This is a genomic window from Janthinobacterium sp. 78 (assembly GCF_003096775.1).
Taxonomy (GTDB): domain Bacteria; phylum Pseudomonadota; class Gammaproteobacteria; order Burkholderiales; family Burkholderiaceae_D; genus Janthinobacterium; species Janthinobacterium tructae.
The window spans coordinates 704321-724992 of sequence record NZ_QENT01000001.1 but is presented as its reverse complement, the minus strand read 5'-3'; the positions used below and the strand labels follow the sequence as shown (position 1 = coordinate 724992).

At 58.2% G+C, this 20672-nt stretch carries 15 protein-coding genes and 1 tRNA gene; 4 read left to right on the top strand and 12 right to left on the bottom strand.

The genetic code is table 11. The features are described from left to right. The first annotated feature begins 12 nt into the window (after positions 1–12). From C8C92_RS03165 to C8C92_RS03150, 4 genes are all read left to right on the top strand, one after another. Positions 13–309 carry a DUF3349 domain-containing protein gene (locus C8C92_RS03165; RefSeq protein WP_165829253.1) on the top strand — a complete coding sequence of 99 codons (297 nt, stop codon included), beginning with the start codon at positions 13–15 and terminating at the stop codon, positions 307–309. Positions 310–389: 80 nt separating this feature from the next. After that, positions 390–1556 carry an HPP family protein gene (locus C8C92_RS03160; RefSeq protein WP_116743001.1) on the top strand — a complete coding sequence of 389 codons (1167 nt, stop codon included), beginning with the start codon at positions 390–392 and terminating at the stop codon, positions 1554–1556. Beyond that, positions 1553–2650 (top strand): M48 family metallopeptidase, encoded by a 1098-nt coding sequence (locus C8C92_RS03155; protein ID WP_116743000.1) that lies wholly within the window; start codon positions 1553–1555, stop codon positions 2648–2650. The genes C8C92_RS03160 and C8C92_RS03155 overlap by 4 nt, the downstream gene beginning before the upstream one ends. Positions 2651–2785: 135 nt before the next feature. Then, positions 2786–4597, top strand: coding sequence for a DUF885 domain-containing protein (locus C8C92_RS03150; RefSeq protein WP_116742999.1), 1812 nt, complete (start codon positions 2786–2788; stop codon positions 4595–4597). A 72-nt stretch (positions 4598–4669) separates the two neighbouring features. On the opposite strand, the gene C8C92_RS03145 is transcribed toward C8C92_RS03150, so the two are convergent. The 12 genes from C8C92_RS03145 to tuf form a co-directional block, all read right to left on the bottom strand. Beyond that, positions 4670–5509: an HDOD domain-containing protein gene (locus tag C8C92_RS03145; RefSeq protein WP_099764326.1), complete on the bottom strand. Its 840-nt coding sequence runs from the start codon at positions 5507–5509 to the stop codon at positions 4670–4672. Between the two features lie 76 nt (positions 5510–5585). Continuing rightward, positions 5586–6218, bottom strand: coding sequence for a transcriptional regulator (locus tag C8C92_RS03140; protein ID WP_096233374.1), 633 nt, complete (start codon positions 6216–6218; stop codon positions 5586–5588). A gap of 762 nt (positions 6219–6980) precedes the next feature. After that, positions 6981–11222 (bottom strand): DNA-directed RNA polymerase subunit beta', encoded by a 4242-nt coding sequence (gene rpoC / locus C8C92_RS03135; RefSeq protein ID WP_099760957.1) that lies wholly within the window; start codon positions 11220–11222, stop codon positions 6981–6983. 109 nt (positions 11223–11331) lie between these two features. Next, positions 11332–15438: a DNA-directed RNA polymerase subunit beta gene (gene rpoB / locus C8C92_RS03130; RefSeq protein ID WP_071079795.1), complete on the bottom strand. Its 4107-nt coding sequence runs from the start codon at positions 15436–15438 to the stop codon at positions 11332–11334. A 244-nt stretch (positions 15439–15682) separates the two neighbouring features. After that, positions 15683–16054, bottom strand: a complete 372-nt coding sequence (gene rplL, locus C8C92_RS03125; RefSeq protein ID WP_010394320.1) for a 50S ribosomal protein L7/L12 — start codon at positions 16052–16054, stop codon at positions 15683–15685. 67 nt (positions 16055–16121) lie between these two features. Next, positions 16122–16664, bottom strand: coding sequence for a 50S ribosomal protein L10 (gene rplJ, locus C8C92_RS03120; protein WP_071079796.1), 543 nt, complete (start codon positions 16662–16664; stop codon positions 16122–16124). 319 nt (positions 16665–16983) lie between these two features. Then, positions 16984–17679, bottom strand: coding sequence for a 50S ribosomal protein L1 (gene rplA, locus C8C92_RS03115; RefSeq protein WP_071079797.1), 696 nt, complete (start codon positions 17677–17679; stop codon positions 16984–16986). Next, positions 17679–18113, bottom strand: coding sequence for a 50S ribosomal protein L11 (rplK, locus tag C8C92_RS03110; protein WP_010394312.1), 435 nt, complete (start codon positions 18111–18113; stop codon positions 17679–17681). The genes rplA and rplK overlap by 1 nt, the downstream gene beginning before the upstream one ends. A gap of 115 nt (positions 18114–18228) precedes the next feature. Next, positions 18229–18855: a transcription termination/antitermination protein NusG gene (nusG, locus tag C8C92_RS03105; RefSeq protein WP_034753130.1), complete on the bottom strand. Its 627-nt coding sequence runs from the start codon at positions 18853–18855 to the stop codon at positions 18229–18231. Beyond that, on the bottom strand, positions 18855–19238 hold the full coding sequence (secE, locus tag C8C92_RS03100; protein WP_010394308.1) for a preprotein translocase subunit SecE: 384 nt from the start codon (positions 19236–19238) through the stop codon (positions 18855–18857). The genes nusG and secE overlap by 1 nt, the downstream gene beginning before the upstream one ends. A 32-nt stretch (positions 19239–19270) precedes the next feature. After that, positions 19271–19346 (bottom strand) — tRNA-Trp (locus C8C92_RS03095). Between the two features lie 66 nt (positions 19347–19412). Next, the gene (gene tuf / locus C8C92_RS03090) at positions 19413–20603 is read right to left on the bottom strand and encodes an elongation factor Tu (protein WP_096233366.1); all 1191 of its coding nucleotides are present in this window, start codon (positions 20601–20603) and stop codon (positions 19413–19415) included. Positions 20604–20672: the final 69 nt, after the last annotated feature.

Here is a 20672-nt window from a genome sequence, read left to right as displayed (position 1 = left end):
TGGAGAAGCTGCTTGAGCACGCCAGATACCTTGCCCCCGACTTTGTCCGGCGCCGCGCGCATGCTGCGCAGCGCCTATCCCGGCGGCATGCCAGACACGGCGTATGTCCCCGTGCTGGCCCTGCTGTACGAACACTTTTCCGACCGCAACCTGGCCGAGCTGATGGCCGCTGTCACACACAAGAATGCGGCGACGGTCCTCAATGACATCTATGCCTGCGCCAGCAGCAAGCCGGCGCCGTCCGCCGTGGCAGCTGCCAGGAGCTTGCTGGAACAACACGGCTTGCATGCCGTCTGCGCCGAGGATTAATGCCCGCCGGCAGCGAAATGCAACGCATGGGATAATCTCGGGCTCACACTGAGCAACGCGGCCCGAACGCGCCCTCCCCCATGACGACTTCTTTCCTGGCACGCTGGCTGCCGCAACCGAACAACGGCAGCCGCCGCGAACAATTGCGCGCCTGCGCGGGCGCCATCTGCGGCTTGCTGCTCACTGGCCTGATCTGCCATTTCCTGCTGGCCCCCGACAGCGCCAGCGTCTACCTGATCGCGCCCATGGGCGCCTCGGCCGTGCTGCTGTTCTGCCTGCCAGCGAGCCCGCTGGCGCAACCGTGGTCGGTGGTGGGCGGCAACGTCGTCTCCGGCCTGGTCGGCATGGCCTGCGTCAAATGGTTAGGGTCCAGCGTGGGCGTGGCGGCGCTGGCGGCCTGCCTGGCCATCAGCGCCATGTTTGCCCTGCGCTGCTTGCATCCGCCGGGCGGCGCCGTGGCGCTCACCACCGTCGTCGGTGGCGCCAGCGTGCATGCGGCCGGCTTTGAATTCGTCTTCATTACCGTGCTGTTCAATTCCGCCGTGCTGGTCGCCTGCGCCGTGCTGTACAACAACCTGACGGGACGCCGCTACCCGCACATCCAGCAACTGGTCGCGCCGCATCCGCACGCCACCAGGGATGACGTGCCCAGCAACCGCCTCGGCTTTTCGCCGGACGACCTCGATGCCGTCTTGCGCCAGCACAGCGAAGTGCTCGACATCAGCCGCGACGATTTGCAAGCGATCTTCCTGCAAACGGAAATGCGCGCCTACCAGCGCCGCTTCGGCGTCGTCACCTGCGCCGAAATCATGTCGAAGGATGTGCTCAGCGTGGAATTCGGCACGCCGCTCGATGTGGCCTGGCGCACCATGCGCGAGCACGATGTGGGCGCCCTGCCCGTGCTGAACCGGGCACGCCGCGTCATCGGCATCATCACGCAGACGGATTTCCTGCGCCATGGCGGCCTCGACGATTATCAGGGCATGCGCCAGCGCCTGCGCGGCTTGCTGCAGCGCAGCGGGCTGTCCCACAGCGACAAGCCCGAGGTGGTGGGCCAGCTGATGACGTCGTCGCCGCACACGGCCCGCCTGGGCACGCCCATCATCGATCTGGTGCCCCTGATGGCCGACGCCGGCTACCACCATATTCCCATCCTCGACGATGATGAGCGCCTGGCCGGTATCATCAGCCAGTCCGACCTGATGGCGGCCTTGTATGAAAGCCGCTTTGCCGAGGCGGCCGCATGACGCCATTCCAGGCACTGCTGACCGGTCCCGAGGGCGGCGCCGCCGGCACACCCGTCGGCGCGCATTTTTTCGGCCGGCAGCTGGCCATCGACGCACCCGGCCATAACGTGGATGTGGCGCAGCTGGTCGTCAGCGTAGGCGGTGTCGATGGGCCGGAACTGTTCCTGAACTGGCTCGACGCACAAGGGCGGCAAGCCTCGCTCAAGCCGCTGACAGCGAGCGACATCGCCATCGTCTTGCGCGAAGCGCCAGCCGCGCTGCAGCCGCAACTGCAGCGCCTGTGGGGCGAGCGCCAGCGCAACCGGCGGCAAGTGTCGGGCTGGCTGGCCGGCTTGACGGGCGCGGCCGTCGTCGCCTCTGCCCTGCTGTGGTGGCAGGGCAGCCATGCCATCGGCGCGCTGGCCGGATGGATCCCCTTGTCGACGGAAAAGCAGCTGGGCGAACTGGCCCTGGCGCAAGTGCGCGCGCAGGGCGGCATCAGCGAGCACGGCGTGGCGCAGCAGACAGTGCAGGAGATCGGCCGCAAGCTGACAGCGGGGTCGCGCTACCAGTACCGCTGGCTGGTCAAGCAGGATGACACGGTCAACGCGTTTGCCATGCCGGGCGGCATCATCGTCGTGCATACGGGCTTGCTGCGCCAGGCGGGCGATCCGGGCGAGCTGGCCGGCGTGCTCGCGCATGAAGTACAGCATGTGGAACAGCGCCATTCGCTGCGGCAAATGATCAGCAGCCTGGGCTGGGGCGCCCTGGTGGGCGTGACCATCGGCGACATCAGCGCCGTGGCCGCCATGCTGGCGCACCAGGCCGGCACCCTGTATTTCAGCCGCGATATGGAAGAGGAAGCGGACCGTCTGGGTTTGCTCGCCTTGCAGCGCGCACACATCCGTCCCGACGGCATGCTGCGCTTTTTCCAGAAGCTCGATGACAAAGACAAGGCCAGTGTGCCGGGATGGATTTCTTCGCACCCGCAAACGGCGGCGCGCGCGCAGCAGATCGAGAGCCTGATCGCCGCCACGCCCTGCCCCGCCTGCATCCCATTGACCAGCCAGCACTGGCAGGCGATGAAAGCGGCCCTGCCGCCTACAGCGAAATAGCAACATTCCCTCCCTACAATTTGTCCAAACGCACTGGGCAATGGCGTATGCTTACGCCCCGGCTGTTCCTTCTCGACCGGCCACCCCGACCCTACTACGCCTCCGTTCATTCCCTCCTTACAAAGGACATCGCGCATGAAGCATCGTTTTGCCGCCGGCACCCTCGGCACCCTGGCCATTTCCCTGTTGCTCGCCCACGCGCCCATGGCGCAAGCAGTCCAGCCCATTGCCAAAAGCGTGGCCGTCAGTGCGCCGAAAGCCAGGCAGCAGTTGCAAGTGCTGGCCGACCAGTACTACGATGCGCAGGCCCGTTTCGAGCCGATCAATGCCACCGAGAGCGGCGACAACCGTTTTGACGACCAGCTCGGTTCAGCCATCGTTCCCGCCGCGCGCGCAAAACAGTTTGCCCTGTACCGCCAGTACCAGAAGACCCTGCGCAGCATTGCCCGCGCGCAGCTGTCACACCACGACCAGATCAACTACGATATCCTCGACTATGAACTGGCGACGGCGCTGAGCTTCGAGCGCTTCCCCGAATACCTGCTGCCACTGAACCAGATGGACAGCATGCCCGTCACCCTGGCCAATTACGCGGGCGGCGAAGCATCGCAACCGTTGACCACGGTCAAGCAGTATGACGCTTACCTGAGCCGTATCGGCCAGTTGCCGGGCTGGATAGACCAGGCCATCGCCAACATGAAGGTCGGCATGCAAAAGGGCATCGTGCTGCCGAAGGCGCTGACGGAGTCGGCCCTGCCGCAATTCAAAAAGCTCGTCAGCGCCACGCCACAAGACAGCGTCTATTACACGCCCATCAAGAACTTGCCGGCCAGCTTTTCCGACGCGGACAAGGCGCGCCTGACGCAAACGTACACCGTCATCATCGGGGCCAAGCTGATGCCAGCGCTGCAGCGCCTGTCCACCTTCATGGAGCGCGATTACCTGCCGGCCGGCCGCACGAGCAGCGGCTGGAGCGCCCTGCCCGATGGCGCTGCCTGGTACCAGGCGCGCGTGGCCAGCAGCACCACCACGGACTTGAAGCCGGAGCAGATCCACGCCATCGGCTTGAAGGAAGTGGCGCGCATCCAGGAACAGTATGCGATCGTGGGCCCGAAGATGGGCTACACCGGCCCGGCCGCCGGCTTGCCCGTGTGGGTCTCGGAACAGGCAAAATACCGCCCGTTCAAGACGGAGCAGGAAGTGCTCGATGTCTACCGCAAGCTGAACGTGCTGCTCGACAGCAAATTGCCCGCGCTGTTCACCCTGGTGCCGAAAGCGCCGCTGGACTTGCGCCTGGAGCCTGAACTGAGCCGCGACACGGCTGCCGACCACTACACGGCCCCGGCCGCCGACGGTTCGCGCCCCGGCGTGTTCTGGTCCGTCGTCACCGATCCGAAACAGTATGGCGACACGGGCATGACCACCTTGTTCTTGCATGAAGGTAAACCGGGCCACCATTTCCACCTGGCGCTGGTGCAAGAGATGGACTTGCCGAACTTCCGCCGTTTCGGCGGCAACAATGCCTTCACCGAAGGCTGGGCCCTGTACGCGGAAACCCTGGGCAAGGAAATGGGTCTGTTCGAGGATCCGGCCCAGTACTTCGGCCACTTGAACGACGAGATGCTGCGCGCCGTGCGCCTGGTGGTCGACACGGGCTTGCATACCAAGGGCTGGACACGCGAGCAGACCATCAAGTACATGCGCGACACCCTCGGCTATGACGCCGTGGCGAAAAGCGAAACGGAACGCTACATGGCCTGGCCGGGCCAGGCGCTGGGCTACAAGATCGGTTCGCTGAAGATCGTCGAACTGCGCCAGCGCGCGCAAGCTGCCCTGGGCGACAAGTTCAGCCTGCCGAAATTCCATGAGGTGGTGCTGGGCGACGGTACCCTGCCTTTGAAACTGCTGGAAGCCAAGGTCGACCTGTGGATCGCGCAGCAGAAGTAAAACGCTTGGCCTGAAGACAAAACGGCAGCGCCTCGATGGCGCTGCCGTTTTTTTTGCCGCTGGCGTTTTCCGTTACACCAGCAACGCCGCACTCATCGAGCGTACTTCCTCGGTCGATTCGGCCAGGATGCTTTGCAGGGTTTCGTTATCAATAATGAAATCGATGACGGAATCGGAAGGCGTGAGCATTTCCACATACGTCGCTTGCAACGGCGACGGTACGGGCGAGAGTTGCTTGGCCAACAATAAAGTATCGAGCAGGGAATCGGGCGGAATGGACAGCAAGCCATCGCGCAAGCCTTCGATGGCGTCGCTCACGGCCAGCGGAATCAAGAGCTTCTTCATGACTTCGCGGGAAATGATTTCTTCGGCGGACTCCATCCAGTGATCCGCATCGTCGTCGAGCAGGCCAGGAAATTCATCGGCACGCGACAGCAGGTAAAAACCGCCCACTTCATGCACGATGCCGGCGAACAGCGCCGTGTCCGCATCGACGTGCGTCACGCGGCGGGCCAGCACATGCGCCAGTGCCGCCACGTGCGCCGTGTGCTCCCACAGCTGTGTCGCCTTCTGGCGCAGCACGGGGTCGATGATCTTGCTGCCGAACTGGCGCACCACCATGGCCGCCACCAGCGCATACAGATTGCGATAACCCATGCGCATCACGGCGGCGCGCACGCTGGTCACGGGCGCCGCATCGCCGCGGCTGTACACGGCCGAATTGGCCAGGGCCACCGTGCGCGCCGCCAGCAAGGGCTCGGCCAGCACCAGCTTGATGGCATGATCGATATGGCAGTCCGGTTCGGCCAGGGCCAATTGCAATTGCAGCGCTGAATTAACACTCGTGGGAAACGTTAATTCACCGCGCACCGCCTGGGAAACAATTAAACCGAAAGCCTGTAGTTTATTCATCATACGATCAATCCGCCTCAGAGTTTTTGCTAGCTAACAATTTCATGCAGCAGAAATTGAATGCCAGACCCGGCCTTTAGAATACAGATGGCAAGTCATTCACTTGCAAGGAAGCGTCGGGCAATGCCAGCGCCTGCAATAGCGATTCATCGCCGATGACAAACAACTTCGGCTGCTGCAATACCTGCAGCAGAAATGGCTGACCTTCACGCAGACGCCGACGATAATCGGCCAGCGTATATAAGTTGGGATTGATTTTACGCCTTAAGGTTCGCTCGGCCGGGGCCAATCCTGTCAACAGATCGCCATAATTGGCGTCCTCGCCCACCAGCAGCAAGTCGATGGCGCTACCGGGCATGTCCTGCCCCTTCGCGGTGGCACCAGACACGAAGGCCAGGTGCAACTGGGCACGCAAGGGCGCCAGGGTCGCGCTGAGCACGCCGACGATGCCGAAGGTTTTCTGCACCAGTCCGCTCAACTCGGGATACACGAGGCTTTCCTTGTTGGGCCAGAAGCGCCGCACATTGCCAATCCGCTCCGAAGTGATCAGGCCGGAATCATGCAGGCGGCGCAGTTCGCGCTGCGCCGACGCGCTGCCCAGGCCCGTCAAGCGCATGATCTCGTTCAAGTGAAAGCCTTCATTCACGCGGACAAAGAGCAAGCCCAGCAGTTTCTGCTGGGCGGGAGTAAACAGGGCTTGGGCAATCATGCGCCAAATCTTAGCATGAATAAACTGAAAACTGGCGTGGCGAAGGCAATACTGCGTGATGGCACCACAACGCCGTGATACGCGATCTGCAGCAGTTGGGCGAACACATGCGGGCGACGTAGCGTTTGCCAACTGCGGCTAGCCAGTCATCAGTCATCCTTGTGAGCGCTCACTTCGGATCCGTTGACACCAACCGCCTCACCTGGATTTGCCGATCAATTCAACCATGTCCATGCAAGAGTAACTCGCCATATTGATTCAAAACCAAATGAAATAAATACAGGCATATAGCTTTGATTCCAATCCCCGTTATGAATAACAGCGTGACTTTCATTACATCATGCATTTTCCACTTACCCATGCGAGCAATATTTCAATGCGCCATATACATGACGTTTTGCGGTAGTGAGAATACTGGATATACATGCCGGAATAAATGGGCCGCCATAATCTATCGCACACCACGCTATTTTGTGTGCGTGCATAGGCGAATCACGCAGGCATAAAAAAACGGCACCCGAAGGTGCCGTTCTTGTCAGCTGACAGCGTAGATTACGCTTCGTCGCCGTGGTGTTGCTGGCTTTCGATAGCCAGCAAATCTTCGGTGGCTTCACTGGCCAGGGTGGCCTTATCGACCTGCAGCAGGGCTTGAGACTGCTCCACTTCCCACGCTGCCTTCTGCTTGCGTGTGCGGTGGAAATGCGCCGTACGGACAAAAAAACGGCACCCGAAGGTGCCGTTCTTGTCAGCTAACAGCGTAGATTACGCTTCGTCGCCGTGGTGTTGCTGGCTTTCGATGTCCTGCAACGCTTCGGCAGCTTCGCCAGCCATCGAGGCTTTCTCGGCCAGCAGCAGTGCTTGACGCTCTTCCACTTCCCACGCTTCTTTTTCTTTGCGTGCGCGGTGGAAGGCCAGGCCCGTACCGCCAGGAATCAGGCGGCCGACGATGACGTTCTCTTTCAGGCCGCGCAAACCATCGCGCTTGCCCATGATCGCCGCTTCGGTCAGCACGCGGGTGGTTTCCTGGAACGATGCGGCCGAGATGAACGAATCGGTCGACAACGAAGCCTTGGTAATACCCAGCAGAACGTTTTCGTAGGTCGCAGGAATTTTGTTTCCGGCTTCCATCAGGTCGTTCTGATCCAGCAGTTCCGAACGCTCTACCTGCTCGCCAACGATGTAGTTGGTGTCGCCGGCATTGACGATCTGTACGCGGCGCAGCATCTGACGCACGATCACTTCGATGTGCTTGTCATTGATCTTCACGCCTTGCAGACGGTACACGTCTTGCACTTCGTCGACGATGTAACGTGCCAGTGCTTCGATACCCAGCAGGCGCAGGATGTCTTGCGGATCGGCCGGGCCGTCCACGATCATCTCGCCCTTGTTCACGACTTGGCCGTCATGCACCAGCACTTGTTTGTCCTTGGTGATCAAGAACTCATGCTTGTTGCCGTCCATGTCCGTGATTTCCAGACGCTGCTTGCCCTTGGTTTCTTTACCGAACGCAACCGTACCCGTGACTTCCGCCAGCATACCGGCATCTTTCGGCGAGCGCGCTTCGAACAGTTCCGCAACGCGTGGCAGACCACCGGTAATATCGCGCGTTTTTTGCGATTCGGTAGGAATACGTGCCAGCACTTCACCAACCGATACCTGTTGACCGTCTTTGACCATGATCAGCGCGCCGACCTGGAAGCCGATCGCCACCGAGTGTTCGGTGCCGGCGATCTTGACTTCTTCGTTCGCTTCGTTGATCAGCTTGACTTGCGGACGCAACGTTTTCGTCAACGAACCGCGACGTTTCGCATCGATCGCCACCAGGGTGGACAGACCGGTCACTTCGTCGACCTGACGGGCGACGGTGACGCCTTCTTCGACGTTCTCGAAACGCACTTGACCGGCGTATTCGGTAATGATCGGACGGGTCAGCGGATCCCACGTTGCCAGGGCCGTACCGGCCTTGATGACCAGACCGTCCTTGACGATCAGGGTCGCGCCATACGGTACTTTATGACGCTCACGCTCACGGCCGTGGTCGTCGGTGATCAGCACTTCGCCGGAACGGGAAATGACGATTTGCGCGCCCTTGCCGTTCGTCACGTAACGCATGGTTGCCGTGAAGCGGATGGTACCGTTCGACTTGGCTTCCACCGACGATGCCACTGCCGCACGCGATGCCGCACCACCAATGTGGAACGTACGCATGGTCAGCTGGGTACCCGGCTCACCAATCGACTGCGCTGCCACCACACCGACGGCTTCGCCGGCGTTGACCAGCATGCCGCGGCCCAGGTCGCGGCCATAGCACTTGGCGCACAGGCCGAAGCGCGTGTCGCAAGTCAGTGGCGTACGCACCTTGACTTCATCGATGGACAGACGCTCGATCTCTTCGACCATGTCTTCGTCCAGCAGCGAACCGGCTTCGTACAGCGTTTCCTGGGTTTCAGGATGGACGACATCGTGCACGGTAACGCGGCCGAGGATACGGTCGCGCAGCGCTTCGATGACTTCACCACCTTCGACCAGCGCCTTCATCAGCGCGCCGTTCATGGTGCCGCAATCGTCCTCGATCACCACCAAGTCTTGCGTCACGTCAACCAGACGACGCGTCAGGTAACCGGAGTTCGCCGTTTTCAGCGCCGTATCGGCCAGACCTTTACGCGCACCGTGGGTCGAAATGAAGTACTGCAAAACGTTCAGACCTTCGCGGAAGTTCGCGGTAATCGGCGTTTCGATAATCGAGCCATCCGGTTTGGCCATCAGACCACGCATACCGGCCAACTGACGAATCTGGGCTGCGGAACCGCGCGCGCCGGAGTCGGCCATCATGTAAATGGCGTTGAACGATTCTTGCGTCGACTTGGTGCCGTCGCGGCGGATCACGTCTTCGACTTTGAGCTGGTCCATCATGGCCTTGCCGACTTCATCCGAGGTTTTGCCCCAGATATCGACTACCTTGTTGTAACGCTCGCCGGCGGTCACGAGACCCGAGGCGTATTGCTGTTCGATCTGCTTGACTTCCGATTCGGCCGCCGCGATCAGGGTGACTTTTTGCGGCGGTACCAGCATGTCGTCGACGCAGATCGAGATACCGGCGCGTGTCGCCAGGCGGAAACCCGATTGCATCAGTTTGTCTGCGAACACCACGGTGGCGCGCAGGCCGCACTTGCGGAACGACGTGTTGATCAGCTTGGAAATTTCTTTCTTTTTCAGCGCGCGGTTCAGGACGGAGAACGGCAAGCCTTTAGGCAGAATTTCCGACAGGATCGCACGGCCGATCGTCGTTTCGTAGCGGGTAATCGTTTTCTCGAATTCGCCCGTTTCGGCGTTTTTCGGGTATTCGGTAATACGCACGGTCACGCGGGTCGTCAGTTCGACTTCCTTGTTGTCGTAGGCGCGGATCACTTCCGAAACGTCAGGGAACATCATCCCTTCGTTCTTCGCATTGATCGCTTCACGCGTCGCGTAGTACAGACCCAGCACGATATCCTGCGACGGCACGATCGACGGTTCGCCGTTCGATGGGAACAGGATGTTGTTCGATGCCAGCATCAAAGTGCGTGCTTCCATCTGCGCTTCGATCGACAGAGGAACGTGGACCGCCATTTGGTCACCGTCAAAGTCGGCGTTGAATGCGGCGCAGACGAGTGGGTGCAACTGGATAGCCTTGCCTTCAATCAGGACTGGCTCGAAAGCCTGGATACCCAGACGGTGCAGCGTAGGTGCGCGGTTCAACATGATCGGATGTTCGCGAATCACGTCTTCCAAGATGTCCCACACGACCGGCTCTTGAATCTCGACCAGCTTTTTCGCTGCCTTGATCGTGGTCGCCAGACCCATCAGTTCCAGTTTATTGAAAATGAATGGTTTGAACAGTTCCAGCGCCATCAGTTTCGGCAAGCCGCACTGATGCAGTTTCAATTGCGGGCCCACGACGATGACCGAACGACCGGAGTAATCGACGCGTTTGCCCAGCAAGTTTTGACGGAAACGGCCGCCCTTGCCCTTGATCATCTCGGCCAGGGATTTCAGCGGACGCTTGTTGGCGCCGGTCATCGCTTTGCCGCGACGGCCGTTGTCCAGCAGCGAATCGACCGCTTCTTGCAGCATGCGCTTTTCGTTGCGCGTGATGATCTCTGGAGCGCGCAGCTCCATCAGGCGTTTCAGACGGTTGTTACGGTTGATGACGCGGCGATACAGATCGTTCAGATCCGAGGTCGCGAAACGGCCACCATCCAGCGGTACCAGCGGACGCAGTTCCGGCGGCAGCACTGGCAGCACTTCCATGATCATCCAGTCAGGCTTGATGCCCGAACGTTGGAACGCTTCCAGCACTTTCAGGCGCTTGGCGTATTTCTTGATCTTGGCTTCGGATTTCGATTCCTTCAGTTCCACGCGCAGCGTTTCGGCATCGCGGTGGATGTCGATCGAGCGCAGCAGTTCACGGATACCTTCGGCGCCCATGAAGGCGGTGAAGTCGTCGCCGTACTCTTCGTACTTGGCGGCGTAGTCGTCTTCCGACATGATCTGGCACTTCTTCAGCGGGGTCATGCCTGGATCGGTCACGACGTATGCTTCAAAGTACAGCACGCGTTCGATGTCCCGCAGCGTCATGTCCAGGACCATGCCCAGACGCGACGGCAGCGATTTCAGGAACCAGATGTGCGCGGTCGGCGAGGCCAGCTCGATGTGGCCCATGCGCTCGCGGCGCACCTTGGCCAGCGTGACTTCAACGCCGCACTTTTCGCAGATCACGCCGCGGTGTTTCAGGCGCTTGTACTTGCCGCACAGGCATTCGTAATCCTTGATCGGGCCAAAGATCTTGGCGCAGAACAGGCCATCGCGCTCAGGCTTGAAGGTACGGTAGTTGATGGTTTCCGGCTTTTTGACTTCGCCGTAGGACCACGAACGGATTTTCTCAGGCGAAGCGAGACCGATCTTGATTGCATCGAAGGTCTCGTTGGTCTGTACTTGCTTGAATAGATCGAGCAGTGCTTTCATGTATCACTCCAGAGGTGATTAAATTTCTATATTCCTGAGACTACATTGCCCGGCGTGGTTTCCCAGCCGGGCTTTGTGTTTCCCAAACCAAATGACAGGTAGCTGTCTTTTAGTTGCGTTCGAGGTCGATATCGATACCCAGCGAACGGATTTCCTTGACCAGCACGTTGAACGATTCCGGCATGCCGGCGTCGATCACGTGGTCGCCCTTGACCAGGTTCTCGTACACTTTGGTACGGCCATTCACGTCATCGGACTTGACGGTCAACATCTCTTGCAAGACATACGACGCGCCATACGCTTCCAGTGCCCAGACTTCCATCTCACCGAAACGCTGACCACCGAACTGGGCTTTACCACCCAGCGGCTGTTGCGTCACCAGCGAGTAAGGACCGGTCGAACGCGCATGCATCTTGTCATCAACCAAGTGATGCAGTTTCAGCATGTGCATGACGCCGACAGTGACCTTGCGTTCGAACGCTTCACCGGTGCGACCGTCATACATGGTCACCTGGTTCTTCGACGGGGTCATGCCCAGGTTCTTGGCGATGTCGTCCGGATACGCCAGGTCCAGCATGCGGCGGATCTCTTCTTCGTTCGCACCGTCAAACACTGGCGTGGCGAATGGCACACCTTTTTTCAGATTCTCGGCCAGTTTCATGATCTCTTCATCATCAAACTTGTCCAGATCTTCCGCGCGGCCATTGTCGTTGTAGATCGTCGTCAGATACTTGCGCATTTGCTCGACCTTGGTTTGCGCCTTCAGCATTTCGCCGATGCGGATACCCAGACCCTTGGCAGCCCAGCCCAAGTGAGTCTCGAGAATCTGACCGACGTTCATCCGTGAAGGAACACCCAGCGGGTTCAGCACAACGTCGGCTGGCGTGCCGTCGGCCATGTATGGCATGTCTTCCACAGGAACAATACGGGAAACCACACCCTTGTTACCGTGGCGACCTGCCATCTTGTCGCCCGACTGCAGGCGGCGTTTCACGGCCAGGTACACCTTGACCATTTTTTGCACGCCTGGTTGCAGCTCATCGCCTTGCGTCAGTTTCTTGCGCTTCTCTTCGAAGGCCAGATCGAACTGGTGACGCTTCTCGTTGATCGATTCCTTGATCGCTTCCAGCGCTACCGCTGCATCGTCGTCCGCAGGGCGGATGTCGAACCAGTGGTATTTATCCAGATCGGCCAGGTATTCCTTGGTGATCTTGGCGCCTTTGGCCAGCTTTTTAGGGCCGCCGTTGACAACTTTGCCGATCAGCATTTTTTCCAGACGCTGGAAGGCATCGCCTTCAACGATACGCATCTGATCGTTCAGATCCAGACGGAAGCGTTTCAGTTCGTCATCGATAATTTGCTGAGCGCGCTTGTCGCGCACGATGCCTTCACGCGTGAAGACTTGCACGTCGATCACGGTACCGATCATGCCCGAAGGCACGCGCAGCGACGTATCTTTTACGTCCGAAGCTTTTTCGCCGAAAATCGCGCGCAGCAGCTTCTCTTCCGGGGTCAGCTGGGTTTCGCCTTTCGGCGTCACTTTACCGACCAGGGTGTCGCCGGCCTGGACTTCAGCGCCGATGTAGACGATACCGGACTCATCCAGACGTGCCAGCTGATTTTCAGCCAGGTTCGAGATGTCGCGCGTAATTTCTTCCGCGCCCAGTTTCGTGTCACGCGCAACGACCGACAACTCTTCGATGTGAATCGAGGTGTAGCGGTCGTCCTTGACGACGTTTTCCGAGATCAGGATCGAATCTTCGAAGTTCAGACCATTCCATGGCATGAACGCCACGGTCATGTTCTGGCCCAGTGCCAATTCACCCAGGTCGGTCGATGCGCCATCGGCGATCACGTCGCGCTTGGCAACACGGTCGCCCACTTGCACGATAGGACGCTGGTTGATGTTGGTGTTCTGGTTCGAACGGGTGTACTTGATCAGGTTGTAGATGTCGACGCCCACTTCACCAGCGGTGGCTTCGTCATCGTTGACGCGAATCACGACACGGCCCGCATCGATGTAATCGACGATACCGCCACGCAAGGCTTGCACGGTGGTGCCCGAGTCGACCGCAACGGTGCGTTCGATACCGGTACCGACCAGCGCTTTTTCAGGACGCAAGCAAGGCACAGCCTGGCGTTGCATGTTGGCGCCCATCAATGCACGGTTTGCATCATCGTGTTCGAGGAACGGAATCAGCGAGGCAGCGACGGAAACGATCTGGCCTGGCGCCACGTCCATGTACTGGATGCGCTCCGGGGAGACCAGGATGGTTTCGCCGGCTTCACGGGCCGAGACCAGTTCATCGGACAGCGTACCTTCATCGCTGATGGTCGCATTCGCCTGAGCGATGATGTAGCGGCCTTCTTCGATGGCCGACAGGTAGTCGATCTGATCGGTAATCTTGGAACCTTCGACCTTGCGGTACGGGGTTTCCAGGAAGCCGTATTCATTCAGGCGGGCATACAGAGCCAGCGAGTTGATCAGACCAATGTTCGGACCTTCCGGTGTCTCGATCGGGCAGACGCGGCCGTAGTGGGTCGGATGCACGTCGCGCACTTCAAAGCCGGCGCGTTCGCGTGTCAGACCGCCGGGTCCCAGAGCCGATACACGGCGCTTGTGGGTAATTTCCGACAGAGGATTGGTTTGGTCCATAAACTGCGACAGCTGGGACGAACCGAAGAACTCGCGAATCGCAGCCGAAATCGGCTTCGAGTTGATCAGGTCGTGCGGCATCAGGTTGTCCGCTTCGGCTTGGCCGAGGCGTTCCTTGACGGCGCGTTCAACACGCACCAGGCCGGCGCGGAATTGATTCTCGGCCAGTTCGCCCACGCAACGTACGCGACGGTTACCCAGGTGATCGATATCGTCGACTTCGCCGCGGCCATTGCGCAGTTCCACCAGGATCTTGATCACGGCCAGCACGTCTTCGTTCGACAGGGTCATGGCGCCGGTCAGTTCATCGCGGCCAATGCGGCGATTGAACTTCATGCGGCCCACGGCCGACAGGTCGTAGCGGTCCGAGTTGTAGAACAGGCCATTGAACAGCGCTTCAACGGAGTCTTCCGTTGGCGGTTCGCCTGGACGCATCATGCGGTAGATCGCCACTTTCGCAGCCATCTGGTCGGCGGTGTCGTCGATACGCAGGGTTTGCGAGATGTAGGCGCCCTGATCCAGGTCGTTGGTGTACAAGGTCTGGATTTCGGAAATGCTGGCATCGCGCAGGCGACCCAGCAAGTCTTCCGTCAGCTCATCGTTCGCGGAAGCGACGACTTCACCGGTGTCGCCATCGACGATGTTCTTCGCCAATACGCGGCCCAGCAGGTAGTCTTCCGGTACGGAAATGTGCTTGATGCCGGCAGCTTCGATATCACGCACGTGCTTGGCGTTGATGCGCTTGTCTTTCAGCACCAGGGTCTTGCCCGACTTGTCGACGATGTCAAAGCGCGCCACTTCGCCGCGCAGACGTTCGGCGACGAATTCCATTTCTGCGCCTTCGGAGCGCAGGTTGAAATTGTCGAAGACAAAGAAATTGGCCAGGATTTGCTCATGCGACATGCCGATGGCTTTGAGCAGGATCGTCACTGGCATCTTGCGGCGGCGGTCGACGCGGAAGAACAGGATGTCTTTCGGGTCGAACTCGAAGTCCAGCCACGAACCGCGGTAAGGAATGATACGCGCGGAGAACAGCAGTTTACCGGACGAGTGAGTCTTGCCGCGGTCGTGCTCGAAGAACACGCCAGGCGAACGGTGCAGCTGGGAAACGATAACCCGCTCCGTGCCGTTGATGACGAACGAACCGGTGGTCGTCATGAGCGGCAATTCGCCCATGTAGACTTCCTGTTCCTTCATCTCTTTGACGACAGGCTTGGTTGGCGATTCCTTGTCCAGGATCACCAGACGCACTTTCGCGCGCAGCGGCGACGCGAACGTCAGGCCACGTTGTTGACATTCTTTGACGTCAAAGGCAGGATCGCCCAGAACGTACGACAAGAATTCGAGACGCGCAAAACCATTGTGCGACACGATAGGGAAAATCGAAGTGAAAGCCGACTGCAGGCCATCATTCTTGCGGCCGGACGGTGCTATGTCCTCTTGCAAGAAGCTATGATAAGACTCGAGCTGGGTCGCCAGCAGGAACGGAACGTGGTGAACGTTGGCGCGCTTCGCGAATGATTTGCGAATGCGTTTCTTCTCAGTAAATGAGTAGTGCATGGACACTCCGTGAGTGACAGAAAGGATAGAAAATTCAGGTTTTGCAAGTGTTCGTTTGCACCGCTGCGTGTGACACAGACGAAACCTCAAGGCTCTGCTTTCCGGCTTGAATCGAATAAAAACTGCTGCTGCAACTACATGACAAATACGATGCAGACGACAAAGGAGCCAAAGTCGGATTTCCCCCCTTGCGAGGGGAAACCTCAGACTTTGACTCGGGCGCTAACTGCCGCCGGTACAGATATTACTTGATCGAAGCGGTTGCGCCGGCTTCTACCAGTTTCTTCTGTGCTGCTTCAGCGTCAGCTTTCGACACTGCTTCTTTCACAGTTTTTGGTGCGCCATCGACCAGGTCTTTAGCTTCTTTCAAGCCCAGGCCGGTGATTTCGCGAACTGCTTTAATGACGCCAACTTTGTTTGCGCCGAAGCTGTCCAGAATGACGTTGAATTCGGTTTGTTCTTCAGCAGCTGCTGCTGGGCCTGCTGCAGGACCGGCCGAAGCCATTGCTGCTGCGGACACGCCGAATTTTTCTTCGAATGCTTTAACCAGGTCGTTCAGGTCCATTACGGACATGGCGCTAACTGCTTCCAGGATATCGTCTTTGCTAATTGCCATTTTGAAACTCCTAAATTTATTACGTTAGTTACATCAGATTGGTACTGAGAGAAAAAAGCGCGCGCAATTAAGCGGCTGCTGGGGCTTCTTCTGCTGCTGCTTCTTCTGCAGGAGCTTCGGCGCCTTCGCCTTTTTTCGCTGCCAGGGCAGCCAGACCACGTGCAAAGCCCGAAACCGGAGCCAGCATAACGCCCAACAACTGCGCAATGAGGACTTCACGGCTAGGAATGCTCGCCAACGCGGTGACAGCAGCTGTATCCAGCGGCTTGCCTGCGTAGTTACCTGCTTTGATGACCAGTTTGTCGTTGGTTTTAGCGAAGTCAGCGATGACTTTAGCTGCTGCAACGGCATCGGCCGAGATCGAGTAGATCAACGGGCCGGTCATGGCATCTGCCAGGCTGGCGAATGCGGTACCTTCAACGGAGCGACGAGCCAGAGTGTTTTTCAACACACGCAGGTACACGCCTTGGGCACGCGCTTTAGCACGCAGTTGCGTCAAGTGACCAACCTGGATGCCACGATATTCGGCCACGACGATCGTTTGCGCATTTGCTACTTGTGCGGAAACTTCGGCGACGACGGCCTTTTTGTCATTCAGATTGAGACTCACGGTCAACCTCCTTAAATGATGTTCGGCAATCACAACCGAGTGGTTGAGCGCCTTGCATCGGTTCGAACACGGCGTCCGAAGTCAAGAAGTACTAAACTGAGCGGATGGATTCACGCAGCATGAGGACTACAAAACTTGTTCGGGTACACCATCTGCGTTGGGCACTTGCCGTTGCCAGCAAGCCTATTAACCTTCTGCATGTGCGATCACAGTCGGCCCAACGGTCTTTGATTGTCTGCCTGCCTGGTGCGAACACCGGACAGACAGCCCAAAGATGCGCCCGCAGCGCCCGCAGGCGCCACAGGACTTGATTCTTTACTTAAGCTGCCAGGCTAGTCTGGTCAACACGGACGCCAGCGCCCATGGTCGACGACAGCGAAACTTTGCGCAGGTACACGCCTTTGCTCGATGCTGGCTTGGCTTTGTTCAGTGCGTCGATCAGTGCGACCAGATTCGATTTCAGATCTGCGTCAGCGAACGATTTACGGCCGATGGTAGCGTGGATGATACCGGATTTGTCGGTACGGTACTGAACTTGACCGGCTTTCGCGTTTTTCACGGCGGTAGCGACGTCAGGAGTAACAGTGCCAACTTTCGGGTTAGGCATCATGCCGCGTGGGCCCAGGATCTGACCCAGGGTACCAACGATACGCATGGTATCTGGCGAAGCGATAACGATATCGAAAGGCATGTCGCCGGCTTTGATACGCTCAGCCAGGTCTTCCATACCAACGATGTCGGCGCCAGCTGCTTTAGCAGCTTCTGCTTTTTCGCCCGACGCGAAGACTGCCACGCGTACGGTTTTGCCGGTACCAGCTGGCAGCACGACGGAGCCGCGCACCACTTGGTCGGATTTCTTAGGATCAACACCCAGTTGTACCGATACGTCGATCGATTCATTGAACTTGGCCGTTGCGCACTCTTTGATCAGAGCGACAGCGTTGTCGAAAGCGTACACTTTGGTACGGTCGACTTTGGCTTTCAAAGCCTTGATACGTTTGGATAACTTAGCCATTATACAACACCTTCCACCGTGATACCAATCGAACGAGCGGAACCAGCGATGGTGCGTACAGCAGCATCCATGTCGGCAGCGGTCAGATCAGGGGTTTTCAATTTAGCGATTTCTTCAGCTTGTGCGCGGGTCAGCGTACCGACTTTGTCGGTATGTGGCTTCGGCGAACCTTTGGTGATCGCAGCAGCTTTTTTGATCAGGTAGGTTGCTGGAGGCGTCTTCATCACGAACGTGAAGGACTTGTCCGCAAACGCGGTGATCACGACTGGAATCGGCATGCCTGCTTCCAGACCTTGGGTCTGTGCATTGAAGGCTTTGCAGAATTCCATGATGTTCAGACCACGTTGACCCAGAGCTGGACCGATTGGTGGGGATGGGTTTGCTTTACCAGCTGGTACTTGCAGCTTGATAAAACCAATGATTTTCTTTGCCATGATGGCTCCTATCTTGGATTGAGTAGTAGCGCCCCGCCGATCCTACCCTGGCGGGGCTCCTCTGACCGGATTTCACTGAGACTGCTGTGACGCTCCTGGTGGCGCTTGATAATACTTAAACTTTTTCGACCTGGCCGAATTCGAGCTCTACCGGGGTAGCGCGGCCGAAGATGGTGACCGAGACGCGTACTTTGGATTTCTCGTAATTGACTTCTTCGACATTGCCGTTGAAATCGGTGAACGGACCATCTTTGATACGCACTTGCTCGCCCACCTCGTACAAGGTTTTTGGACGGGGCTTTTCAACACCTTCCTGCATCTGCTTCATGATGCCGTCGATTTCGCGCGCGGAGATCGGCGTCGGCTTGTTCGACTTGCCACCAATGAAACCGGTAACCTTGCTGGTGTTCTTGACCAAGTGCCAGCTCTCGTCCGTCATTTCCATTTCAACCAGCACATAGCCAGGATAGAAACGACGTTCGGTGACGGACTTCACACCATTCTTGACTTCGACCACTTCTTCGATCGGCACCAGGATCTGGCCGAACTGGTCTTGCATGCCCGCGCGCTCGATGCGCTCGGTCAGTGCGCGCATGACGCTTTTTTCCATGCCGGAATAAGCATGCACGACATACCAGCGCTTGCTGCTGACTGGCACGCTCAGCGCTGCACCAGTGTCCGCTACCGGAGCGTCGCCCGGAACGGACTCGTCCGCTGCTTCATCATGCACATTTTCGCTCATTATTTTTTCCAACCCAGAATTACGTCATACAACAAAAACTCGAGCAATTTATCCGTGCCCCACAGGAAAATCGCCATGACCAGCACAAAGGCAAACACGATCGCAGTAATCTGCGTGGCTTCTTTGCGGGTAGGCCAAACGACTTTCTTGGTTTCGCGCACAGCTTCTTTGGCGAAATTGAGAAATTCACGGCCGGTCGTCGAGACATACAAGAGCGCAACAGCAATAACCAAACCAGCCACAAGCGCGCTTGCACGCACCAGAGCTGGTTGGCCTGCCAGGTAATAAAACCCGACTACTCCTGCAATCGCAGCCACTATTGCCAGCGCGACTTTTATCTTGTCACTCGACGTGCTAACGGTTTGCACGGATTGATTTGACATTTTTCTACTTTCGGTGCCCTGCACCTTGACGGTGGCAGGGACGGAGGGCATCGAACCCCCAACCTTCGGTTTTGGAGACCGACGCTCTGCCAATTGAGCTACGTCCCTACGTAAAACTTTCGAGGAGTGCTATTCTACCACCCAGGACGCCCCAGGTGGAAGCATAACATTTCCTTATGCGAGGATTTTTGCAACCACGCCGGCGCCGACGGTACGACCGCCTTCACGGATAGCGAAGCGCAGACCTTCTTCCATTGCGATCGGGTTGATCAGCTTGACGGTGATCGACACGTTATCGCCTGGCATAACCATTTCTTTGTCTGCTGGCAACTCGATCGAACCAGTCACGTCCGTTGTGCGGAAGTAGAACTGTGGACGATAGTTGTTGAAGAATGGCGTATGACGGCCGCCTTCGTCTTTCGACAGAACATAGATCTCGCCGGTGAAGTGCGCATGCGGCTTGATCGAGCCTGGCTTAGCCAGAACTTGACCACGTTGCACGTCTTCACGCTTGGTGCCGCGCAGCAGCAGACCAACGTTGTCGCCTGCTTGACCTTGATCCAGCAGTTTGCGGAACATTTCCACGCCGGTGCAAGTCGTTTTGACGGTATCGATAATACCAACGATTTCGATCTCTTCGCCGACTTTAACAATGCCGCGCTCGATACGACCGGTCACAACGGTACCGCGACCCGAGATCGAGAACACGTCTTCCACTGGCATCAGGAAAGCACCGTCAACAGCGCGCTCTGGCGTTGGGATGTACGAATCGAGGGCATCGGCCAGACGCAACACTGCATCCACGCCCATTTCGCCTTCTTTGCCTTCCAGCGCCATACGTGCCGAACCTTTGATGATAGGTACGTCGTCGCCAGGGAACTCATACTTCGACAACAGCTCGCGCACTTCCATTTCAACCAGTTCCAGCAGCTCTGCGTCGTCGACCAGGTCGCACTTGTTCAGGAACACGATGATGTATGGAACGCCAACTTGGCGGGCCAGCAGGATGTGTTCGCGGGTCTGTGGCATTGGGCCGTCAGCTGCGGAGCATACCAGGATCGCGCCGTCCATCTGCGCGGCACCGGTAATCATGTTTTTGATGTAATCGGCGTGGCCTGGGCAGTCAACGTGCGCGTAGTGACGCGCTGCCGTTTCGTACTCGACGTGGGCGGTGTTAATCGTGATACCGCGCGCTTTTTCTTCTGGTGCTGCATCGATCTGGTCGTATGCTTTAGCTTCGCCGCCGAATTTCTTCGACAGAACCGTTGCGATTGCAGCGGTCAGCGTGGTTTTACCGTGGTCGACGTGGCCGATGGTGCCGACGTTGACGTGCGGCTTGGTCCGTTCGAATTTACCTTTTGCCATTTTGAACTCCTAATGATTTGATTAGATTGCTCAGGCACACGCCCGACGGTCTGGTTTGAATTGCTTCTG